Raw genomic sequence first — 19333 nt, forward strand, 5'->3', positions numbered from 1 at the left:
GTCCTCTCAGGTGAGCGCGGTGGCGTCCGGTGTCCGCCGCACGATCAGCTCCTGGGTCGGGTAGGCGAAGCTGATGCCCTCTGCCTGGAACCGGCGGTCGATGGCGAGATTGATCGCCTGCTGGGTGTCCATGTACACGACGTAGTCGGCGCCGTACACGTAATAGACGATCTCGAACACCAGGGAGAAATCGCCGTACTCGAAGAAGTGAGCCCGGTCGAAGCGGGCCCTGGGCTGGGCGCGGATGATCTCGGCGATCATGTCCGGGATCCGCTCGAGCTTATCGGCCGGGGTCTCGTAGACCACCCCGATCTTGAAGACGACCCGGCGCTCACGCATGTGCGTGTAGTTGTGGATGCAGCTTCCGAGCAGGTCGGTGTTCGACATGACGACCTGCTCGCCCGAAAGGCTCTTGATGCGGGTCGTCTTGACGCCGATGTGCTCGATCACGCCGACGGTCTCGCCGGCGACGACGAAGTCCCCGACCCGAAAGGGCTTGTCGAGGATGATGGCCATCGAGCTGAAGACATCGGAGAGGATGTTCTGCACCGCGAAGGCCACCGCGATGCCGCCGACCCCGAGAGCGCCGATGAGGCCCGCGACCGGATATTTGAAATAGGTCAGCACCGAGACGCCGACCATCAACCAGATCCCGACGCGGATGAAGAACAGCAGCAAACCGTAGCCGGTGACTGCCGACGGGTCTTCGCGCTCCTTGGGGGAGCGCTTGCGCTCGAAGAAATCGACGACGCCGGCGTTCGCCCAGATGCCGATCTGGACGTAAAGGGCTACGATCAGGAGCGTCCACAGCCATTCCTGGAGCTTGCCCTGGCCGAGACCGGAAACGGACATGGCGGCGTAGAAGGCGACCACCAGAACGAACAGCTGACTGGTGTTCCGGATCAACGGCGAGATGACGGCGCGCAGGGTGCGCCGCTCCTCCTCCCCCTGCTTCGCCTCCGCGGCCAGCTTCGGCAGGACGCGGCGGCGGAGCACCAGCTGCACAAGCCAGACGATCACGTAGACCAGGAGGAACACCCCGAGCGCCGTCACCGCGTCGCGCGTATAGATGCCATGGTCCTGCACCACGGCGATCTCGGTGTCCCACCATTGCGCCAGCTGCTCCTGCACCTGTTCCAGGCGCTGATCGACGGAGCGCTCCTGGACGCGCGGCTCGAGATCCGAGCGCAGGCGCTGGCCCAGCGTGCGCACCTGATCCTGAATCAGGGGCATCTCCTCGGCGAGCCGGCTCTCCAGCGCCTCCGGGGAAAACATCACATCGTCCTGGACAACAGCGATCTTGCGCTCCAGCAAGGCGAGCTGGGCGGCGGTCAAATCGTCCTCGTCCCTGGCCAGATTCTGCTGGGCAAGGGCGTTGTCGTGTTGCCACAGAGCGACCAGCGTGTTGATTCGGGCGACCTCCAGGTCCCGTTCCAGGGCTCGGCGGGTGCCGGCATCCTCGGCGGTCGCCAGGCGGTCCCTGAGCCCGCGTCGCTCGCTCATGGCGGCCACCAGCTCTTCGGCGCTGAGGTCGACCTGCCGCTGTGCCTGCGCCCGACGCTGCTCGACTAACTCGTTCGAATACTCCGTCAGGGCGCGCTGGGTCCGAAGCTGATCGAGGATCGCGATGGGGTAGGGAGGGTCGATGCCGAGACCCTGGGTCTCGACGTTGTCGAGCTCGGCCTCTTCCTCGGCGAGGGATGCATCGAGATCCCGGTCCCGTGCGGCGAGGACGGCGCCCTGCTCCACCGCAAGCAACAAGGCCTCGAGAGCGGCAAGCCTGGGATCCTGGGCTTGCGCCTGGCCCTCCGCCGCGTCATCCGCGGGCGCAGCCTCCGACGGCTCGGCCGACTCTGCGGACGCTCCCTCTGTCCCGGGTCCGACAAGCTCGGCGAGCCGCGCCTCGATCAGCCCTTGGGCACGCTCGAAGTCCTCGGATGTCACCAGAGGATCGGGGAGGTCCGGCAGACCGACGAGCGCTGGATCGAATGGGATCCGATGCTCGGCCCCGGAAGTCGATTCGACGGCCGCCGGGTCCGCATCGGCCTCGGCGCCTCAGTGAACCGACTGTGCCGGGAGCGCGAGCGGCATCTACTGCAGGACGGTGGCCAGGAGTCAGGTGATCGCTGTTTGATCAGTCATCGGATCCTTGAATGGTCTTGGCTGGTTGGCGGCGCCGTCCGAAGAGTCGAGCGGACCTGGTCGGAGCGCTCCGCTTTCCGGAGCGGTTGACCTCTGCACGCGGGCGGTCCCTTGGGACCGGGTCCGATGTGCGACGGACGGAGGCGGGGAGTCGGCGTGATGCCCCGCAACCGGCCGTCGCTCACGGGGCGCGACCAAAAAGGCCGCGGAGGGCGCCGACGTGGCCCTCGGCACGAGCGTGTTGACGTGAGCCGTGGATGGGTGGGCAGGTTAAGGGTGGGCGCCGAGCAAGGCAAGGATGTGGCCAGCTAGCCCGCGGCGCATCCGACGACGCTGCTTGGGGTAGAATTGCGGTTGTTGAGACTCCCCGACGCTTCCGGCCGGGGCGGATTCGAACAACTCGACAGCACCCCAAGGGACGGCCGGCGGTCGGCAAACCCATTGGACTGGTGCGGACATCAACCATGTCTTTACCACTGTCGCGGATGGCGCGGGGGGTCGGCTTCTTCGGGTTCTGGCTCCTGCTCGCCGGCCCCGGGGTGCTCGATGTAGCAGCCGGGACCCCGTCGGGCGGGCCTGTCGCATGGGCGGCCGAGTTGGTGCTGGGTCTGCTCGCCAGCCTGGCAGCAACCTGGGCCAGCCTGCGCCTGCTCCCGCCTGCCCCGGGCCGCGTCCGCTTCACGACTCTGGCACGTCTCGCCGCGCGCTTCCTGTGGCAATCCATCCTGGCCGGGGTGGACGTGGCCCTGCGCGCATTCGACCCCCGCCTGCCGCTGAATCCTGGCTATCTCGCCTATCCGCTGCGAATCCGCGCAGACACGGATCGGGCGCTCTTCGGGGCCTACACCAGCCTGATGCCGGGAACCCTGCCGGTGGGGAGCGATACCAACGGTGCCTTGGTTTACCACTGCCTGGACCTGGAGAAGCCCATCGCGGCCGGGCTCGCCGGCGACGAGGCGCTATGGCGCCGGGTGAGGATGGGGGGGCTCGGTGATGAATGAGTTTTTGCTGGCGGCCGCGGGCTTCGTGCTGGTGACGGTCGCCCTCGGCTTGATCCGGATCCTGCGCGGTCCCGGTGATGCGGACCGCATACTGGCGGCACAGCTGCTCGGGACAGGCGGTGTCGCGGCGATGCTGCTGCTCGGCGTGGCGACCGGCCTGCCGGGGGTCACGGACCTCGCCCTGCTGCTGGCCTTGCTCGCCGCCTTTGCCGCGGTCGCCTTCGTCGCGGGCTCCGGCCGCGGGGCGGCAGGGGGCGCGACACCAGGCGTCGCGGAGGGGGGCACCGGGGGTGAGGAGCCCGAATGAGCCTGACCCTCGATCTATTCACCGTGGCCGCGGTAAGCCTGGGAGCAGTGTTCTTCCTGGCCGGAACCCTCGGGCTGCTCCGCTTCCCCGACACCCTGAGCCGCCTCCATGCCCTGACCAAGGCGGACAACCTGGGCCTCGGCCTGGTGGTACTGGGGCTGCTGCCCCAGGTCGCCTCCCCGCTGGGCTGGATCGGTCTCATCGCCGTGTGGCTGCTGGCCCTCCTCTCCGGCGCCACGGCGGGCCAGCTCCTGGCGGGGGCGGTGCGGCCGCCCGAATGGGCGCGCCTGACCGCTCCCGGCCCCGGGAAGGACACTGCCGATGACTAGCGCCCTGGCGGTCGACGCCGTCCTGGCACTGCTCATCTTTGGGCTGGCCCTTTGGATCAACGCTGCCCGCACCGCTTATGGGGCGGCCCTGGGTTTCATGGCCTATGGCCTCCTGTTGGCGCTGGTGTGGGTGAGGCTCGCGGCGGTGGACGTGGCCCTGACCGAGGTCGCCCTGGGGGCCGGGCTGACAGGATTCCTGCTGCTCGGCGCAGCGGCACGTCTGGCCCCGGATGCGTCATTCGATGCCGTCGGGGTGTCCGGCAAGGGCTCCCGGTTCTTGATCGCGCTCCTGTGTGCGGTCGTCGCAGTCGGGCTCGCCGCCGTCGTGCTGGTCCTGCCGGACCCCGCCCCGACCCTTGCGCCATTGGTCCATGCGAACCTGGCGCGGACCGGGGTCGGCAACCCGGTGACCGGCGTGCTCATGGCCCATCGAGCGGTCGACACGCTCCTCGAGACCCTGGTGCTCATCCCGGCACTGATCGGCATCTGGTCCCTGTCCTCGGACCCCGACTGGGGCGGGCGTCCCGGGTCCTTGCCCGACCTGAGCTCCAACGGCCCCTTGACCCTCCTCGCCCAGGTGCTGCCACCGTTCGGCATCCTGGTCGCGATTCATCTCGTCTGGGTCGGGGCCGAGGACCCCGGCGGCAAGTTCCAGGGTGCCGCGGTCCTGGCCGCCATGTGGGTCCTGGTGTTGGTGGCGGGTTTGGGCCGGGCGCCCCGGGTGACCAGCCAAGCATCGCGACTGCTCTTGGTGCTCGGCCCACTGGTCTTCGTCGGAATCGGGATTGCCGGTGTCTGGCTGGCGGGCGCCTTCCTGGCGTACCCGGAGGAATGGGCGAAACCGCTGATCCTGGCCATCGAGGCCGCTTTGACCCTGTCGGTCGCGCTCGTCCTGGGGTTGCTGCTGGCCGGACCACCAGTGGCGGATGGCGGGGGCGTCGAGCCGCGACCATGAGCGGCGAGACGCTGTTCGGATTGTGCGGTGCCGCGTTGGTGGGAGTCGGACTCTTTGGTGTCATCTGTCAGCCGGGTGCATTGCGCAAGCTCATCGCCTTCAACCTCCTTGGCAGTGGCGTCTTCCTGCTGTTCGGCGTGATCGCCAAGCGCGGCGGTGGCGCCCTCGCCGCGGCGGGCCAGGGTGCCGACGGCGACCCGGTGCCCCAGGCCCTGGTGATCACCGGCCTGGTGGTCGCCTTCGCCGCGACGGCCATCGCGATCGCCTTGCTGCGACGCCTGGCCGGGCTGAACGACCAGGGCAGATCCGAAGGCGAGCCCCCCCCTGCCTCTCGGTCGCGGTCAGACGGCGGGCCCTGATGGAGGCGTCTGCGATCCCCACAGCCTGGCTCGCAGGGCTGTCGGCTCCGGGAGGCGTCCTCCTGGTGGTCCCGCTGATCCTGCCGGTGGTGGGCCTGCTCCTGGGTTTGCTGCTGGGCGGGCGCCGACTCGGCCCGTTCGTATTCGTCCTCCTATCCGCGGGGCTCGCCGCGGCCGTGGTCGTCGCCGCTGCCGTTGTCACTGGGGGCGAGCCGATGCTCTACCAGTTGGGGGGCTGGTCTCCCCCCCTCGGGGTGGCCCTCAAGGCGGACGGTCTCTCCGTCGTCCTGCTCCTCACCAGTGCAGTGGTGACGCTGGGGGTTGCTGTCTACGCCCAGCGCGACTTCCGCCCCCCCGGCGCCCGCGAAACCCGAGGATCCCTTGCCTTCTGGATGCTCCTGCTGGGGGTCTGGGCGGGGCTCAACACAGTGGCCCTCGGGCAGGACCTCTTCACCCTGTTCGTCGCACTGGAGCTTCTGACCTTCTCGGCGGTGCCACTGGTCAGCCTCGACGGACGGGCGGAGACCCTGGCCGCAGCCTTGCGCTACCTGCTCTTCGCGCTCCTAGGCTCGGTCCTCTACCTGCTGGGTGCCGTGCTCCTTTACGGCGCCTACGGGACCCTGGACATCGGCTTGCTGGCCGTCCAGATCGCCGCTGCGCACGCCCTGCCGCCATCGGTCCTGGCGGCCGCCGCCCTCATGACCGTCGGGCTGATGGCCAAGACGGCGCTGGTTCCCCTGCACCTCTGGCTGCCCCCAGCCCATGCCGGTGCCCCGCCCGCGGCCAGCGCGATCCTCTCCGCCCTGGTGGTCAAGGGATCCTTCTTCCTCCTCCTGCGCATCTGGTTCGACCTCATCCCGGGGCTTCTGGACCTTCCGGCCGCCCAGGCGCTCGGGGTGCTGGGTGCCGCGGCTATCCTGCTGGGGAACCTCATGGCCCTGCAGCAGGCCCGCCTCAAGCTCCTGGTGGCCTACTCGACCGTGGCCCAGATCGGCTACCTGTTCCTGATCTTTCCCCTCGCCGGCACCACCAGTGGCCCGACCTGGGCCCTGTCAGCCGGGACCCTGCAGGTGGTGTCACATGCCCTGGCAAAGGGGTCCTTGTTCCTGGCCGCCGGGCTGATCGCCAAGGCCCTGGGGCATGACCGGATCCGCGACCTGGCCGGGGTCGGTCGGGTCCTGCCGATCACCCTCCTCGCCTCAGGCGTCGCGGGGCTTTCGCTGGTCGGCATCCAGCCGAGTGGGGGCTATCTGGTCAAGGCCGCGCTCCAGGGGGCCGCGGAGGCCGGCGGGACCTGGTGGTGGGGTCTGGTCCTGGACGCCGGGGGGCTCCTGACCGCCGCCTATCTGCTGTGGTTCATCGGCCACGCGCTCTCTGGTCACGGCCCGCACCCCGCGACGGCGAAGGCTCCCGGTCGCGCCCAGGAGCTCGTCGCGCTGGCCCTGGCGTTGGGCTCCCTGCTGCTCGGGCTCCTCCCGGCTCAGGTCTTCGAGCTCATCTCCGTTGGGCGCGTCCCCCCGCCCGAGCCCATCGCCACCGCTTGGGCGGGCGCCTTCCACTGGGGCAGCCTCGCCGCTGGGCTGCTTCCCCTGCTGGTCGTCGCCGTCCTGGTCCTGGCGTTCGGCCCCTGGGGAGGGCGTCGGCGGCCTGGCCCCCTGGGCTGGCCGGCCGTTGGCGCCGCCGGCCTCGGCAGTGCCGTGGGTTGGCTGGATGCCCGCTTGCGGTGCTGGCCGGTGGCCGGGTTCTCGCTTCTGGCGCTGGTGCTGACGCTGGGCGTGGGGTTTGCGTTCGGCGCACGAGCCTGTGTGACTTGAGCGATCATCTCGCTGCGGATGATCTCGTCGGTCGCCATGGCGCCCGAAGCGGCGAAGACCGAGAACGAGCGGCTCGACACGTCCCCCGCGACGCCCATGGGCCCGCCTCCGATCCCGTCAGTCGATCCACCCGAGCAGATCGCGAGCGATGGACCAACGCGGCGGGCGTGCGCTACCCAGCTCCCCCAGCATCCAGTAACGATAGAGCTGATCGACCGTGCCATAGCCTTGGGCGTTGATCAGCCAGGTGTTGATGAAATTCAACAGATGCGGATCGCCCTCGTGCGGCACGGCATAACCAAACGGGATCATCCGGATTGGCTTCGGCACGGTCACGTTGAACCGCGGATACCGGATGGTCCAAGCCGCGGCCTCCTCGGCTGCCATCAGGATGGCATCGACCGACGTCGGGTCCTCGCTCAGCAGCTCGTCGAGTGCAGGGCTTTCGGCGAGCACCAGCGCCTGTGCGTCGGGAAGCATGCGTCGAATCAGGCGAGGCGTGGCTGCGTTGTTCGTGGTCGCGATCCGGATCGCACCGGCGGACTTGATCGCGTCCCAGGTCTCGAAGTCGCGTCTGCGGTGATCCTCGACGATCACGCTGAGTGGACTCTCGATCACAGGCACCGTCATCGCAAAGCTCAGGGTCATGTCCGGGACGATCGGCATCAAGGACATGAAGACATCGCATTCGCCTCGAGCGAGTGACGCCTCGGCACCCGAGACCGAGTCCACCGGGATGAATGCGATCCGCGCATCCAGCGCGTGCGCGAGCCGGTGGGTCATCTCGATGTCGAATCCCACCAGCTCACGGTCACGGTTGAAGAAGGCGGACGGGTAATCGCTGCGCCGATAACAGCTGCGTAGGAGACCGGTCTCCTGGATGCGGGCCAGCGTGCCAGGCGCCGACACGGTGTCCGGGTCAGGCGCTGGCGGTTGGTCACGATACACGATATGTGGTTGCGGCTCGCTCTGGAAGAAGAGTCCCGCGAGCAACTCATCCTTGGTGAAGGGGGCGACGAAGACATAGGTATAGAAAGCCCGGATTCCGATCAGGGCGGCGAGCACCAGCACGACCGAGACGAGCGCGAACCGCAGCAGGCGCCGGATGCGGACCTGTAGAGCGCCTTCCAGCGCATAGGCGCCGATCAGGGCGATGGCGATGATGTGCATGCCGGCCAGCAGGGTCCCGAAGCGGGCTCCGATGACGTCGACGGTGATGAAGACCTGGAACAGATCGGCCGGGAGGCGCAAAAGGTCGAAGAGAAAGGGGAGCGCAAGGACGGTGCTGCCGAAGAGGCTCGCCAGGCCGGCCCCGGCGATGAGCGGATAATCACTGACGGACACAGACGCGCCGACGAACCAGCCACCAAAAAGGACGAACATGAGCGACAGGACCAGCCCCAGGTTGGGGAAAGGAAAGGCCGCCGGGATCAGGATATCGATGGCCGATTCTTCCTGCGGGCTGGTTCGTTCATCGGTCTCCTCGATCAGGCGCTTGGCATCGGCCGCCAGCACCGGGAGAACGATGAGGACATTCGCGGTCGCGAAGGCCGTGATCAGGGGACCGCGGAAGGCGCGGATGACGCTGCCGTAGCGCAGCGGTGTCAGGGCGGCGATCAGGCCCGGAATGATCCAGAGGCTCAGGATCAGGGCCATGGCGACATAGATGACGAGATAGACCTGGAGGCGGGCGAGGTCGGCCACGTCGATGGTTCCGGCCGCCGCGGCGGTGATCGCAAAGACACCATAGGGCGCGAGTCGGCCGATGAAACCGGTCATGGTCATCAGGGTGTCGCCGACGGTGGTGAGCAGGTCGACGAAGCGGGTCTTGCTCTTGACTCCGATCAGCGCCACGCCGAACAGGATGCTGAAGACGACGATCGCCGGCACGATCGCATTGGAGAGAGCGGCGAAGATATTGGAGGGGATGTAAAGGCTCAGGAAATCGACCGCGGTGGGCTCCTGGATCTGACTGACGCTGAAGAAGGAGGCGGACGGCCAGCTCGGGAAGGCCAAAGGGGTCGCCAGCACCACCCCCAGACCGACGATCCAAAGCAGGATCAGCACGCTGCCCGCCTTGAGCCCCAGCTGCTTGGCCTCGGCGAAGGTCAGTCGGCCGAGCGAGGTGATGAGCGCCACGACGACGTAGGGGATGACCGTGACCTGAAGCAGGGCAATGAAGATGTCGCCCCCGATCTGCAGGAAGGCGACGCGCTCTCCGAAGAATACCCCCGTCAGGATCCCGAGCCCGAGCCCGATGAAGACCTGCGTGGCGATACCGAGCCGGCGGCGCTGCTGTTCGGTTTTCGAGCTCATACCCGTGACTCCTTTTGCGGGACATGCCGCCGCGACGGACCGACGGTCCTCTCGCATCAGCATGCGAGCCCGACAAGTGCGATACGCAGTCCCTCTTCGCGGTTCAGGGCAACCGGCGGCTCGATTCCGCTCTCGCCGACGGCTCAGTTTTTCTCGTTCAAAGCGCACTTCGCGGGCGGACCCGGCGTCGAGACCGATGGCGTCGCCGACGGAACGACCAAGTCGCGCGCCGCCATCGCGGATGCCTCTCCGCTTCGTTTCAAACGCGATGCCGGCAGTCTATCAGACAGGATCTCCTGTTTCAGACGGGACCTCATGTTCGACCAGCGACGCTCTCGGGTCATCGCATGAGGGTACCTGCGTTGAACCGACTCTGCGGGATGGGCTCGCGGGAGCATCATCCGTCACCGACGCCAAAAAAGTGAGCTGTTGGGAACGAAAACTGAGCCGTCAGCGACAATCCGCGGTCATGCACTCCTCAGCGCTCGTGCTGGGCGCGCATCATTGCCGACGCGAGACGAGGGAGTCGGCAGCCGCTCGTCAAAGCCGGCGGCCCTCGATCCATGATGTCGATCGGCACACTGCATCGGACCCCGAAGGCCTCAAGATGACGTGAATACTCGACCTGTCAGTCGTGACGCTGGCGATCGGCCTCGCCGGCTGCGAGCAAGGCGAGTTAGCGGAGCCGCACGATCTCCCGCGCGCGCTTCGCGACGGTGATCTCGCTGGTCATCTTGGTGACCTACGCCTTTCTCGGCGACTGGCGCGCGACCCTGGTGCTCTGCGCGGTGTTCGTGCCGACCGCCTTCCTGCCCGGGATCACCGGCCAGCTCTATCTGCAATTCGCGGTGACCATCTCGGTCGCGGTGACCCTGTCCTCGCTGATCGCGCTCACCCTGAGTCCCGCACTCTGCGGCCTGCTGCTGCGTCCCTCGCACAAGCCGAGAGGCCCGCTGCGCTGGTTCTTCAACGTCCTGGACTGGAGCCGCGACGGTTATGCGCGCAGCGTCGCCTCGCTCGGGCGGCGCGCCTTCATCGCCGTGCTCATCATCGCTGCCTCCATGGCCGGCACTGTCTGGCTCTTCGCGAAGGTACCGACCGGCTTTATGATCACGATCTGATACGGGAGGAGCTTCCATCATGAGTCGCCAAACCCCTGCCGCGCCTGTCCATGGCGTCACCGAGTATCTGCTGCCGCCACTGCCGAACACCCTCTACACGCGTCACCACCTGCTGGATCTGCGGCGGCGCGACGCTCAACCCGATGTTCTGGCCGGCCCGTCGCGAGGACACGCTGCTCACCACCGCCATCTACAGGTTCCACCCGAGCTTCGCCGACGCCAATATCCAGGTCCGGTGGGGCGATCCGGACCGGAACTTCGGTCGGGCGACGCTGGAGGGCGGCGACGTCATGCCGGTGGGCAACGGCGTGGTGCTGATCGGCATGAGCGAGCGGACCTCGCACCACGCCATTTCTCAGGCAGCCCGGGCGCGGTTTGCGAACGGGGCCGCCCAGCGCGTCATCGTCACCGCCATGCCCAAGCTGCGCTCGGCCATGCACCTGGATACGGTCTTCACCTTCGCCGACCGCGACCTCGTGACCCTGTACCGGCCGATCATGGACCAGATGCACGCGATCTCGCTGCGACCTAGCGACAAGGCGGATGGGGTCGATGCCACGCTGGAGAAGCGGCCCTTCACCGACGTCGTCGCCGAGGCCCTGAACCTCAAGGCGCTGCGCGTGATCGAGACCGGCGACGACCATTACGCCTCCGAGCGGGCGCAGTGGGACAGCGGCAACAACCTGGTCGCGGTCTCGCCGGGTGTTGTCGTCGCCTGCGACCGCAACACCTGGACCAACACCGAGCTGCGCAAGGCCGGGGTCGAGGTCATCACCATCGTCGGCTCCGAGCTCGGCCGCGGTCGCGGGGGGCGGGCACTGCATGACCTGCCCGCTGATCCGGGATGCGGTGGACTTCTGATCCCCGGCAGGGCGGGCGCGCCTGCGAAGCCCGGCCTGTCGTAGACCTTGCCCCCGACACGCCCCGGAGAGTACGAGTGAGCCCGATTCCGAACGCTCCGATCCGGAGTTGCTTTCCAACATTGCTCCTAGGCGCCGCGCTGGTGCTGGGGGGAGCGGCGCTCGACGCCGAGCCGACCGCGGTCGCGGCCCCAGCCGGGGCGGACCCGGTCGTCGACCACCTGACCCAGGGTCAGGCCTACCTGGAGCGCGGTGAATACGCCCGCGCCGTGCAGGAGTTTGAGCAGGTCCTGCGCTTCGACACCCTGCCCCCGGACCTGCGCCAGCAGGCCGAGATCTATGCCAAGGCGGCGAAGGGCTATCGGGAGGGCAAGCGGCTGAGCGCCTTCGGCTTCGCGGAGACCGGCGGTGGCTACTACCGGGAGAACGTCACCCGCACCACCAATGCACTGGGCGGCGACCCCGCCCGGGATTGGCTCTGGGAGGCCCGTGTCGGTGGTGGATTGGCCTACATTGTCAGCGATGCGATCGCAGTCGACGGCAACCTGGACTATCAGTTCCGCTACCACGACGACACCGATCGGCGCGATGACGAGGATCTGCGCTGGACCGCCGCCCTGATCCAGTCGCTCGACAAGGGCAGCCAGTCGATCGGCGTCCGCGGCCGGGCGAGCTACCGGGGTGGCGACGGCTATCGCCAGGATTATGGCCTTTTCGCCAACCGCTCCTTCGTCCTCGACCCGAACAACGAGATCCTGCTCCAGGGGGAGGTGCGCACCCGCGAGTATCCCAGGGGCGGCGAGCGCGACCGCAGCCGCGATATCGCCCAGGTCTGGGTGGGCTGGACCCGGTCCATGCTCGAGGGCAAGGCCGCCCTGACCCTGACCCTCAACGGAGGCCGCGAGTGGGCGAAGTTCGACCGCCGCGGGGGAGACCAGGACATCTACGGGGTCCAGATCGACTGGGCCATGGATTTCAGCGATCGCCTCGGCATGTTCCTGCTCGGCCTATGGGAGCACAACGGCACTCACGAGGACGTGCCCTACGCGGACGCCTTCGGCGATCCAGGCCTGCTGCGGCCCGATCTCGACATCTACGAGCTCGGCGGCGGGCTGACCTATACCTTCGCCCCCGGCTGGTCGCTGCGGCCCGAGGTGCTCTACATCCGCGACGAGGGCGACGACGCCTTCAGCGACTACAGCTCCACCGAGATCTGGATGATGGTCCGCAAGTCCTTTTGAGTCCCCTGGGAGCGGTCATGGCCGACGAGAGCTTGAGCGATCTACCCCGACCCCAGGTACGCAAGGGCAGCTTCCGGTTCCCGGCACGGTGACGACGCTGGCGATCGTCACCGTGCTGGTCTGGGTGGCGGCATTCTTCATCCCACCGGGGCAGTACGCCACCGATTCGGACGGGTCCCCGATTCCGGGCAGCTACGAGCGGATCGACTCCCCCCTCACCGTCGGCGAGCGGGTCGAGCAGCTGATCCTCGCACCCGTCAACGGCGTTTACGGATTGCTGAGCCCGGTGGCGGGGTTCGTCGACACCAGACCATCGCCACCCTGCTGTATGCGATGGAGCGGCTCTCCACTGGTGCCTCGGCCTCGGCCTTCGCGGTGGCGGCGATGGTCATCAACATCGCGCTCTTCCTGGTCGCGGGCGTGCATGGCGATGAGATCAGCCCAGTGGAGGCCATTCGCCAATCCTTCGAGGGGCTGGATCCGGCGAACATGTCAGGCTCGGTGATCGCGGTATTCGATGTCGCGCGGCCGGCGAAGGAATTCACGCTGCGCAAATGGCCGATCGCGGCCCAGGGCGACAGCCTCATCGACATGAACCGGATGTGGCCCGGGAAGCAGTTCGGCAACCGCCCGGACGCCGGAGCTCGGCGTGGCGTCGAGCCTGACATGCGGGTGTCGAGGATACCGACAACCTGTTCGCCCGACCGGGTGTCGCCGGGCCTATGCTGTCAATCGCGAATCTCCCTGTCTGTGAGCCTTTGGTGCATGAGGACGATGGGATGCGTACGGCACTTCACGGATCGATATGGCTTGGGTGACCTCGGCGTTCCGGATCCCTGTGTGCTGAGCACCACCTTGGAGCAGATGCTCACTGGCACAACCTTCTGCGTGCGCCCAGACGGGCCAATGTGCGTCGCCTGTCATTGGGCGGAACGCGCTGACGCCGGCGTCAGGCTAGACGACGTAAAGGACAAGCAGGACCTGATCGGCCGCGGCGACGTTGAAAGGTTCGTATCCGAGCAGAGCGCGAAAGCACCGAATCTCAAGCGGCCATTTGCTGATTGGCGGTCTCGGGGCCACCCAGATTGACGGCGAGTCGAAGTATCTGGCGCGAGAGCCGCCCCACCTTTGGGAGCTGGTGATCTGAGGGCAACTTGAGAAGTTCACGGCCTCCGAGGCGAGTCAGCTCGGTCTTGTATACTGAGTCTGGTCGCATCGCCTCGATCTTCTCCTCCATCCATGAGCCGATAACAATGAGCAACTTCTGGGACATCCTGTATCTGATCGCGTCGAGCTTCTTGTTCGTCGCTTACCTGATCATCCTCTTCCATATCGTCGTGGACCTGTTTCGCGACCCCGAGCTGACCGGAGGCTACAAGGCCTTGTGGCTGATCGGCCTCCTCCTCGTGCCGTTCTTGACGGCGCTAGTCTATGTGCTGGCTCGCGGCAAGGGCATGGCGGAGCGGCAACGCTCCGCGCTGGAACGGTCCAAGTCGGACACCGAGGCCTACATCCGACAGGTGGCGGGCAAATCCCCCGCCGAACAGATCGCGGACGCCAAGGCGTTGCTCGACGCGGGTACCATCAGCCAGGGCGAGTTCGACCGACTCAAGCAGAAGGCGCTCGCCTAGGAGCCCGTCGGACTTGGGATGAATCGGCTGCGGAAGCGGGAGCGCACCCCCCTTCAGTCCGATATGCCCGAAGACAAGGGATCAAGGGCCAGCCTGTCGCGCGATCGGCTCGCTGCGCGAGATCGCACGCGATCCATACGGGGATGCTGATCAAATGCCCACCCTGGCATATGTTCAGCTCTTGAATCGAAACCGCAGTTCCCGATTCGTTCCATTTTCAGTCAGTTAGGTGAATGAAAAAGCCGGGCCATCCATGGCCCGGACGGGAAGCGCAATCAGTCGGCGCCCCCCGAGCTCCGCTTCGTGAATAGACCGAGAGGCAAGGCGCATGAACGAGACCAAACCGGCCAGCCCGACCTGGCACACCCTGCCCGTGGACGAAGTCGTGGCAGGACTCGCCACGGATCCGGCGCAGGGGCTCGCCGCGTCCGAAGCGACCAGACGCCTGGGAGAGCACGGGCCGAACCGCCTGCCGGCGGGCAAGAAGCGCGGGCCCCTCAAGCGTTTCCTCTCCCAGCTCAACAATGTGCTGGTCTATGTGCTGCTGGGCGCCGGCTTCACCAAGCTGATGCTGAACCTGTGGATCGACGCCGGGATCATCTTCGGCGTGGTCCTCATCAACGCCCTGCTGGGGTTCATTCAGGAGGGCAAGGCCGAGAAGGCCCTGGAGTCCATCCGCAACATGCTCTCCGCCGAGGCGCGCACCCTGCGCGGGGGCGAGACGCGCCTGATCCCCGCCGAGGAGCTGGTGCCCGGGGACGTCGTGCTGCTCGAGTCCGGGGACAAGATCCCGGCGGACCTGCGCCTCGTCGAGGCCAAGAACCTGCGCACCGAGGAGGCGGCGCTGACCGGGGAGTCGGTGCCGGCGGACAAGTCCATCGACCCGGTGCCCGAGAAGGCGACCGTCGGGGACCGCCATAACATGGGCTTCTCGGGGACCATGGTGGTGTCCGGCCGGGCCACCGGGTTGGTGGTCGCCACCGGCGCCGGGACCGAGCTGGGGCGCATCAATGCGTTGCTCGCCGGGGTGAGCGCGCTCGAGACGCCGCTGCTGCGCCAGATCAAGCGGTTCGGTTATGCCATCACCGCCGTGATCGCCGTGGTGAGCGTCCTGGTCTTCGCCTACGGCAAGTGGGTGAAGGGCATGGAGTTCGTGGAGCTGTTCCAGGCGGTGGTGGGGATCGCGGTCTCGGTGATCCCGGAAGGGCTTCCCGCGATCATCACCATTGCGCTCGCCATCGGCGTGCAGCGCATGGCGAGCCGCAACGCCATCATCCGCCGTCTGCCCGCGGTCGAGACCCTGGGCTCAGTGTCACGGATCTGCTCCGACAAGACCGGCACGCTGACCCTGATGGAGATGATGGTGGTCTCGGCGGTCACGGCCGAGTCCGAGTATCAGGTCAGCGGCAACGGGTACGCGCCCGAGGGCGCGGTCACGAAGGACGGCCAGCCGGCCGGCGAGGATCCTGTGCTGGGATTGCTCGGGCGCGTCTCGATGCTGTGCAACGACGCGGTGCTGCGCGAGGAGGACGGCGTCTGGAAGGTCGAGGGGGACCCGACCGAGGGCGCGCTCTACCCCTTCGCGGGCAAGCTGGGCCTGGAGCGCCAGGCGGAGCTCACCGCCTGGCCGCGCATCGACGCCATCCCCTTCGAGTCCGAGCACAAGTTCATGGCAACCCTCCACCGATCGGCCGATGGTCGGGAGATCCTCCTGGCCAAGGGCGCGCCCGAGGTGATCCTGGCCCACTGCGATCGCCAGCAGACCCGATCCGGCGAGCCGGCACCGCTCGAGCGGGAGCGCTTCATGGAGATCGCCGATCGCCTCGCGGGCCAGGGCGAGCGGGTGCTCGCGCTGGCGTGGATCGATAACCCGGGGCTCGTGGCGGGCAGCTTGGGCCCGGGCGACCTGCCCCGGAACCTGGTGCTGCTCGGGCTGGTCGGCCTGCTCGACCCGCCCCGCCAGGAGGCCATCGACGCGGTACACGCCTGCCACGAGGGCGGCATCCGGGTCACCATGATCACCGGCGACCATAAGATCACCGCCGCGGCCATCGCCAAGATGCTCGGCATCGGCGACGGCAAGACGGCGGTGGCGGGCGCCGAGATCGAGGAGATGAACGAGGCAGCGCTGCAGGACGCTGTCCGCGACGCGGACGTCTTCGCCCGCGCCAGCCCTGAGCACAAGCTGCGCCTGGTGAAGGCCATCCAGGCGAACAGGCAGATCGTCGCCATGACCGGCGATGGGGTGAACGATGCCCCCTCGCTCAAGAAGGCCGACATCGGCGTCGCCATGGGGATCAAGGGGACGGAGGTGACCAAGGAGGCCGCCGGCATGATCCTGGCCGATGACAACTTCGCCTCCATCACCGCCGCCGTGAAGGAGGGTCGCACCGTCTACAACAACATCGAGAAGGCCATCCTGTTCATGCTGCCGACCAACGTCGCCCAGGCGCTGGTCATCGCGGTGGCGATCTTCTTCGGATTCACCATGCCGATCACCGCGCCCCAGGTCCTGTGGGTGAACATGGTGACCTCGGTCGCGCTGGGGCTGGTGATCGCGTTCGAGCCTCATGAGCGGGATGTCATGCGCCGGCCCCCGCGGGCGGTCGATCGCCCGATCCTCACCGGATTCGGGATCTGGCGCGTGATCTTCGTCGGTCTGGCCTTGCTCGCCTATACCCTCACGGCCTTCTTCTGGATGCTGGGCCAAGGCCTCTCCGATGACCTCGCCCGCACCGTTGCCGTCAACGCGATCACCATCGGGCAGGTCTTCTACCTGCTCAACAGCCGTTACCTGCTCGACTCCTCTCTCTCTCTCCGGGCCCATCTCGGCAACGGCTACCTGCCGCTCGGGATCGGGGCAGTGGTGGTGCTCCAGCTCCTGTTCACCTATGCGCCGCCTTTGCAGTACCTCTTCCACAACGAGCCGATCCCGCTCGAGATCTGGCCGTGGCTGTTCCTGGGTGGGTTCGTGTTCTTCCTGATCGTGGAGTTGGAGAAGCTCGTCATTCGCCTCATCCCCAGCTTGCGCCGTGCCGTGACCTCGGTGGAGGCCGGGGGCGCCAAGACCGGGGCGGCGATGCCGTGACCGATCCTCCCCACGCCGCCCCGGGGGGCTGTGCCGCCCCCCCTGCCGCGGCGGTCGAGGTCCCGGCGCCGCCGGCGGCGAAGGCGGCCGTGACGTCACCGACACGGCGCCGCTTGACCGGCGAGATCCTCCTCGGGGTGCTCGTTGCGGCGAGCGCCGTGCACGTCCTGGTTGATCCATTCAACCCCTGCAGCTCGCAGGCGCGGGTGTGCAGGCGCCCGTGATCGGCGCGGCGCCCAACGTCCCGGGGACCATCGTCGAGCTCAGCTTCGAAGACAGGCAAGTCGTGCGCGCCAGCGATCCACGATCAAAATGATACCAATGGGCGGCGTAACGACCCTTGGTGCAGATGGTTAAGCGGATCATCGCATTGCTCATAGAACAGAGAGATCGCCCATGACTGAACTGGCCCCCCTGACAATGACCATCGAGCTGCTCGGCGGGCTCGCGCTGTTCCTGTACGGCATGGAGAAGATGACCGACGGGTTGAAGGCAGCGGCCGGCAAGCAGATGAACACGCTGTTGGCCAAGCTCACAGGTAACCCTGTATTGGGTTCCGTCACCGGAGCCATCGTGACCGCGGTGATCCAGTCTTCTTCGGTGACCACGGTGCTCGTGGTGGGGTTCGTGAGTGCCGGGCTCATGACCCTGGTGCAGTCGGTGGGGGTGATTTTCGGTGCCAATGTGGGCACCACGATGACGGCGCAGATCGTGGCGTTCAACACGACCGCCCTTGCCTTTCCGCTGATCGCCATCGGGTTTCTCATGACCTCCGTGTGGAAGCAGGGCGTCGCACGCCACTATGGCGCCATGTTCATGGGGCTAGGTCTGATCTTCTACGGCATGGCGGCGATGGGCGCGGCCATGTCGCCGTTGCGCACGCATGCGGGCTTTGCCGAGCTCCTGCAATCCCTGCAAAATCCGTTTCTTGGGATGCTGGCCGGTGCGGTGTTCACGGCGCTGGTGCAATCGTCCTCGGCAACCATCGGTCTCGCGGTGGTGATGGCGACCCAGGGGCTGCTCTCGCTGCCGGCGGGCATCGCGATCCTGTTCGGGGCCAAGATCGGGACCGGGATCACGGCGGTACTCGCCGCGATCGGCAAACCACAGGATGCCAAGCGCGCGGCAGCCGTGCACGTCCTGTTCAATGTGTTGGGCGCCCTGATTTGGCTGCCGTTCATCCCCCAGATCGCGGCGGTCGCCGAGATGGTTTCGCCGGTGGCGGCGCATCTGGAGGGCGTGGAGCGGCTCGCCGAGGAGGTGCCGCGCCAGATCGCAAACGCGGCAACCATCTGGGCCACTGCCAACACGGTGATGTTCCTGCCGTTCGCCGCGTTGTTTGCAAAGTTGGCCACCAAGATCATCCCGGACCGGCCGGTTGAGGCGCGGGCAATCATCCGCCCAAAGTACCTCGACAAGGAATTGATTCGGGTGCCATCGATTGCCTTGGAGCGGGCGCGGATGGAGCTCGGGCATATGGGGGAGCTGACCGAAGCGATGCTGGCGAGGCTCAAGTCGGCCTTCGCCGCCAGGGATCTCAGCGACCTCTCGCAGCAACATGATCAGGTCGTGGTGCTGCGCGAAGCGGTGCTCGCCTATCTGCAGCACGTCGGTCGCAGCGAGCTGAGCGATGCCGAAGCTGAAGAGCATGCAAGGCTGGTTGCGGCCACCGGCGACATCGAGAACATGAGTGCGGCGATCAGCCGCGAACTGGTGCCGCTGGCCCGGACCCTTCAGGAAGCGGCCATCACGCCTTCGCCAGAGACCACTGAGCTGCTGGAACGTCTGTTTCAGACGATACAGGAGTCAGCGCATGCGGGGCTGCGGGCACTGGTGGAGGGTGACGAGCGGGCGGCGCAGACCGTTGTCGCGAATCGCAACGCGATGCTGGAGCTCAGTTCCGAGTTGCACCGACAGCAGGCCGCGCGCCTCGCCCAGGATGACCCGAACCGCCTGCTCAAGCACAGGGTGCAGCTTGAGATACTCGACAAGCTGCGTCGCATTTACAACGTGGCTGAGCACATGGCCATCTCGGTACTGCCACGGGGCGTTCTCGTCGGGGAACTGTCGGTCTAGGCATCACGACGGTCTCAGCGCTCCTGCACGGTCGGATCCAGAAACGCGTCTTTGTTGGTCTTCTCGCGGTAACCGCAGCCGCAGCGCCCGCAA

General features: G+C 67.1%; 15 protein-coding genes. 13 read left to right on the forward strand and 2 right to left on the reverse strand.

All coding sequences use genetic code 11. The features are described 5' to 3' along the window. Nucleotides 1–6: 6 nt before the first annotated feature. Nucleotides 7–1944, reverse strand: coding sequence for a mechanosensitive ion channel family protein (locus LJE61_RS08810; protein ID WP_296918144.1), 1938 nt, complete (start codon nucleotides 1942–1944; stop codon nucleotides 7–9). A gap of 662 nt (nucleotides 1945–2606) precedes the next feature. Here LJE61_RS08810 and LJE61_RS08815 point away from each other — a divergent pair. The 6 genes from LJE61_RS08815 to LJE61_RS08840 are packed head-to-tail and all read left to right on the forward strand — an operon-like array spanning nucleotide 2607 to nucleotide 6907. After that, complete coding sequence (locus LJE61_RS08815) at nucleotides 2607–3143, forward strand: Na+/H+ antiporter subunit E (protein ID WP_296909487.1); 537 nt, start codon at nucleotides 2607–2609, stop codon at nucleotides 3141–3143. Beyond that, nucleotides 3136–3450, forward strand: a complete 315-nt coding sequence (locus tag LJE61_RS08820; protein WP_296909488.1) for an MrpF/PhaF family protein — start codon at nucleotides 3136–3138, stop codon at nucleotides 3448–3450. The genes LJE61_RS08815 and LJE61_RS08820 overlap by 8 nt, the downstream gene beginning before the upstream one ends. Nucleotides 3451–3452: 2 nt before the next feature. Next, nucleotides 3453–3779 carry a monovalent cation/H(+) antiporter subunit G gene (locus LJE61_RS08825; protein WP_519972623.1) on the forward strand — a complete coding sequence of 109 codons (327 nt, stop codon included), beginning with the start codon at nucleotides 3453–3455 and terminating at the stop codon, nucleotides 3777–3779. Then, nucleotides 3772–4734 (forward strand): hydrogenase subunit MbhD domain-containing protein, encoded by a 963-nt coding sequence (locus LJE61_RS08830; RefSeq protein ID WP_296909490.1) that lies wholly within the window; start codon nucleotides 3772–3774, stop codon nucleotides 4732–4734. Before LJE61_RS08825 ends, LJE61_RS08830 begins: the two co-directional genes overlap by 8 nt. Further along, complete coding sequence (locus LJE61_RS08835; protein WP_296909491.1) at nucleotides 4731–5093, forward strand: NADH-quinone oxidoreductase subunit K; 363 nt, start codon at nucleotides 4731–4733, stop codon at nucleotides 5091–5093. Before LJE61_RS08830 ends, LJE61_RS08835 begins: the two co-directional genes overlap by 4 nt. Beyond that, entirely contained in the window at nucleotides 5093–6907 is a 1815-nt protein-coding gene (locus tag LJE61_RS08840; protein WP_296918146.1) for a complex I subunit 5 family protein, read from the forward strand. Before LJE61_RS08835 ends, LJE61_RS08840 begins: the two co-directional genes overlap by 1 nt. 117 nt (nucleotides 6908–7024) lie before the next feature. Here the strand turns inward: LJE61_RS08840 and LJE61_RS08845 are convergent, their stop codons facing one another. Continuing rightward, nucleotides 7025–9223, reverse strand: coding sequence for a cation:dicarboxylate symporter family transporter (locus tag LJE61_RS08845; RefSeq protein ID WP_296909493.1), 2199 nt, complete (start codon nucleotides 9221–9223; stop codon nucleotides 7025–7027). A 716-nt stretch (nucleotides 9224–9939) separates the two neighbouring features. Between LJE61_RS08845 and LJE61_RS08850 the strand changes: the two genes are divergently transcribed. The 7 genes from LJE61_RS08850 to LJE61_RS08880 all read left to right on the forward strand — a co-directional run bounded on the left by LJE61_RS08850 (nucleotide 9940) and on the right by LJE61_RS08880 (nucleotide 19240). Further along, the gene (locus LJE61_RS08850; protein ID WP_296909494.1) at nucleotides 9940–10344 is read left to right on the forward strand and encodes an efflux RND transporter permease subunit; all 405 of its coding nucleotides are present in this window, start codon (nucleotides 9940–9942) and stop codon (nucleotides 10342–10344) included. A 143-nt stretch (nucleotides 10345–10487) separates the two neighbouring features. Then, nucleotides 10488–11249 carry an arginine deiminase family protein gene (locus LJE61_RS08855; protein ID WP_296909495.1) on the forward strand — a complete coding sequence of 254 codons (762 nt, stop codon included), beginning with the start codon at nucleotides 10488–10490 and terminating at the stop codon, nucleotides 11247–11249. Nucleotides 11250–11281: 32 nt separating this feature from the next. Continuing rightward, nucleotides 11282–12445, forward strand: a complete 1164-nt coding sequence (locus LJE61_RS08860; protein ID WP_296918148.1) for a hypothetical protein — start codon at nucleotides 11282–11284, stop codon at nucleotides 12443–12445. A 333-nt stretch (nucleotides 12446–12778) separates the two neighbouring features. Next, nucleotides 12779–13534 (forward strand): M14 family metallopeptidase, encoded by a 756-nt coding sequence (locus tag LJE61_RS08865; RefSeq protein WP_296918150.1) that lies wholly within the window; start codon nucleotides 12779–12781, stop codon nucleotides 13532–13534. A 164-nt stretch (nucleotides 13535–13698) separates the two neighbouring features. Continuing rightward, on the forward strand, nucleotides 13699–14076 hold the full coding sequence (locus tag LJE61_RS08870; RefSeq protein ID WP_296918152.1) for an SHOCT domain-containing protein: 378 nt from the start codon (nucleotides 13699–13701) through the stop codon (nucleotides 14074–14076). Nucleotides 14077–14404: 328 nt separating this feature from the next. Next, nucleotides 14405–17164, forward strand: a complete 2760-nt coding sequence (locus tag LJE61_RS08875; protein ID WP_296918154.1) for an HAD-IC family P-type ATPase — start codon at nucleotides 14405–14407, stop codon at nucleotides 17162–17164. 396 nt (nucleotides 17165–17560) lie between these two features. Further along, nucleotides 17561–19240, forward strand: a complete 1680-nt coding sequence (locus tag LJE61_RS08880; protein ID WP_296918156.1) for a Na/Pi cotransporter family protein — start codon at nucleotides 17561–17563, stop codon at nucleotides 19238–19240. Nucleotides 19241–19333 lie beyond the last annotated feature (93 nt).

It is taken from the genome of Thiocapsa sp. (genome assembly GCF_022340925.1).
Classification (GTDB): Bacteria; Pseudomonadota; Gammaproteobacteria; order Chromatiales; family Chromatiaceae; genus Thiocapsa.

What these genes read in the sequence shown, in the direction of transcription:
- LJE61_RS08880 (WP_296918156.1), top strand. Translation starts at nt 17,561, where the DNA reads ATGACTGAACTGGCCCCCCTGACAATGACCATCGAGCTGCTCGGCGGG.
- LJE61_RS08875 (WP_296918154.1), top strand. Translation starts at nt 14,405, where the DNA reads ATGAACGAGACCAAACCGGCCAGCCCGACCTGGCACACCCTGCCCGTG.
- LJE61_RS08865 (WP_296918150.1), top strand. Translation starts at nt 12,779, where the DNA reads ATGGAGCGGCTCTCCACTGGTGCCTCGGCCTCGGCCTTCGCGGTGGCG.
- LJE61_RS08845 (WP_296909493.1), bottom strand. Translation starts at nt 9,223, where the DNA reads ATGAGCTCGAAAACCGAACAGCAGCGCCGCCGGCTCGGTATCGCCACG.
- LJE61_RS08815 (WP_296909487.1), top strand. Translation starts at nt 2,607, where the DNA reads ATGTCTTTACCACTGTCGCGGATGGCGCGGGGGGTCGGCTTCTTCGGG.
- LJE61_RS08840 (WP_296918146.1), top strand. Translation starts at nt 5,093, where the DNA reads ATGGAGGCGTCTGCGATCCCCACAGCCTGGCTCGCAGGGCTGTCGGCT.
- LJE61_RS08835 (WP_296909491.1), top strand. Translation starts at nt 4,731, where the DNA reads ATGAGCGGCGAGACGCTGTTCGGATTGTGCGGTGCCGCGTTGGTGGGA.
- LJE61_RS08820 (WP_296909488.1), top strand. Translation starts at nt 3,136, where the DNA reads ATGAATGAGTTTTTGCTGGCGGCCGCGGGCTTCGTGCTGGTGACGGTC.
- LJE61_RS08830 (WP_296909490.1), top strand. Translation starts at nt 3,772, where the DNA reads ATGACTAGCGCCCTGGCGGTCGACGCCGTCCTGGCACTGCTCATCTTT.
- LJE61_RS08870 (WP_296918152.1), top strand. Translation starts at nt 13,699, where the DNA reads ATGAGCAACTTCTGGGACATCCTGTATCTGATCGCGTCGAGCTTCTTG.
- LJE61_RS08855 (WP_296909495.1), top strand. Translation starts at nt 10,488, where the DNA reads ATGTTCTGGCCGGCCCGTCGCGAGGACACGCTGCTCACCACCGCCATC.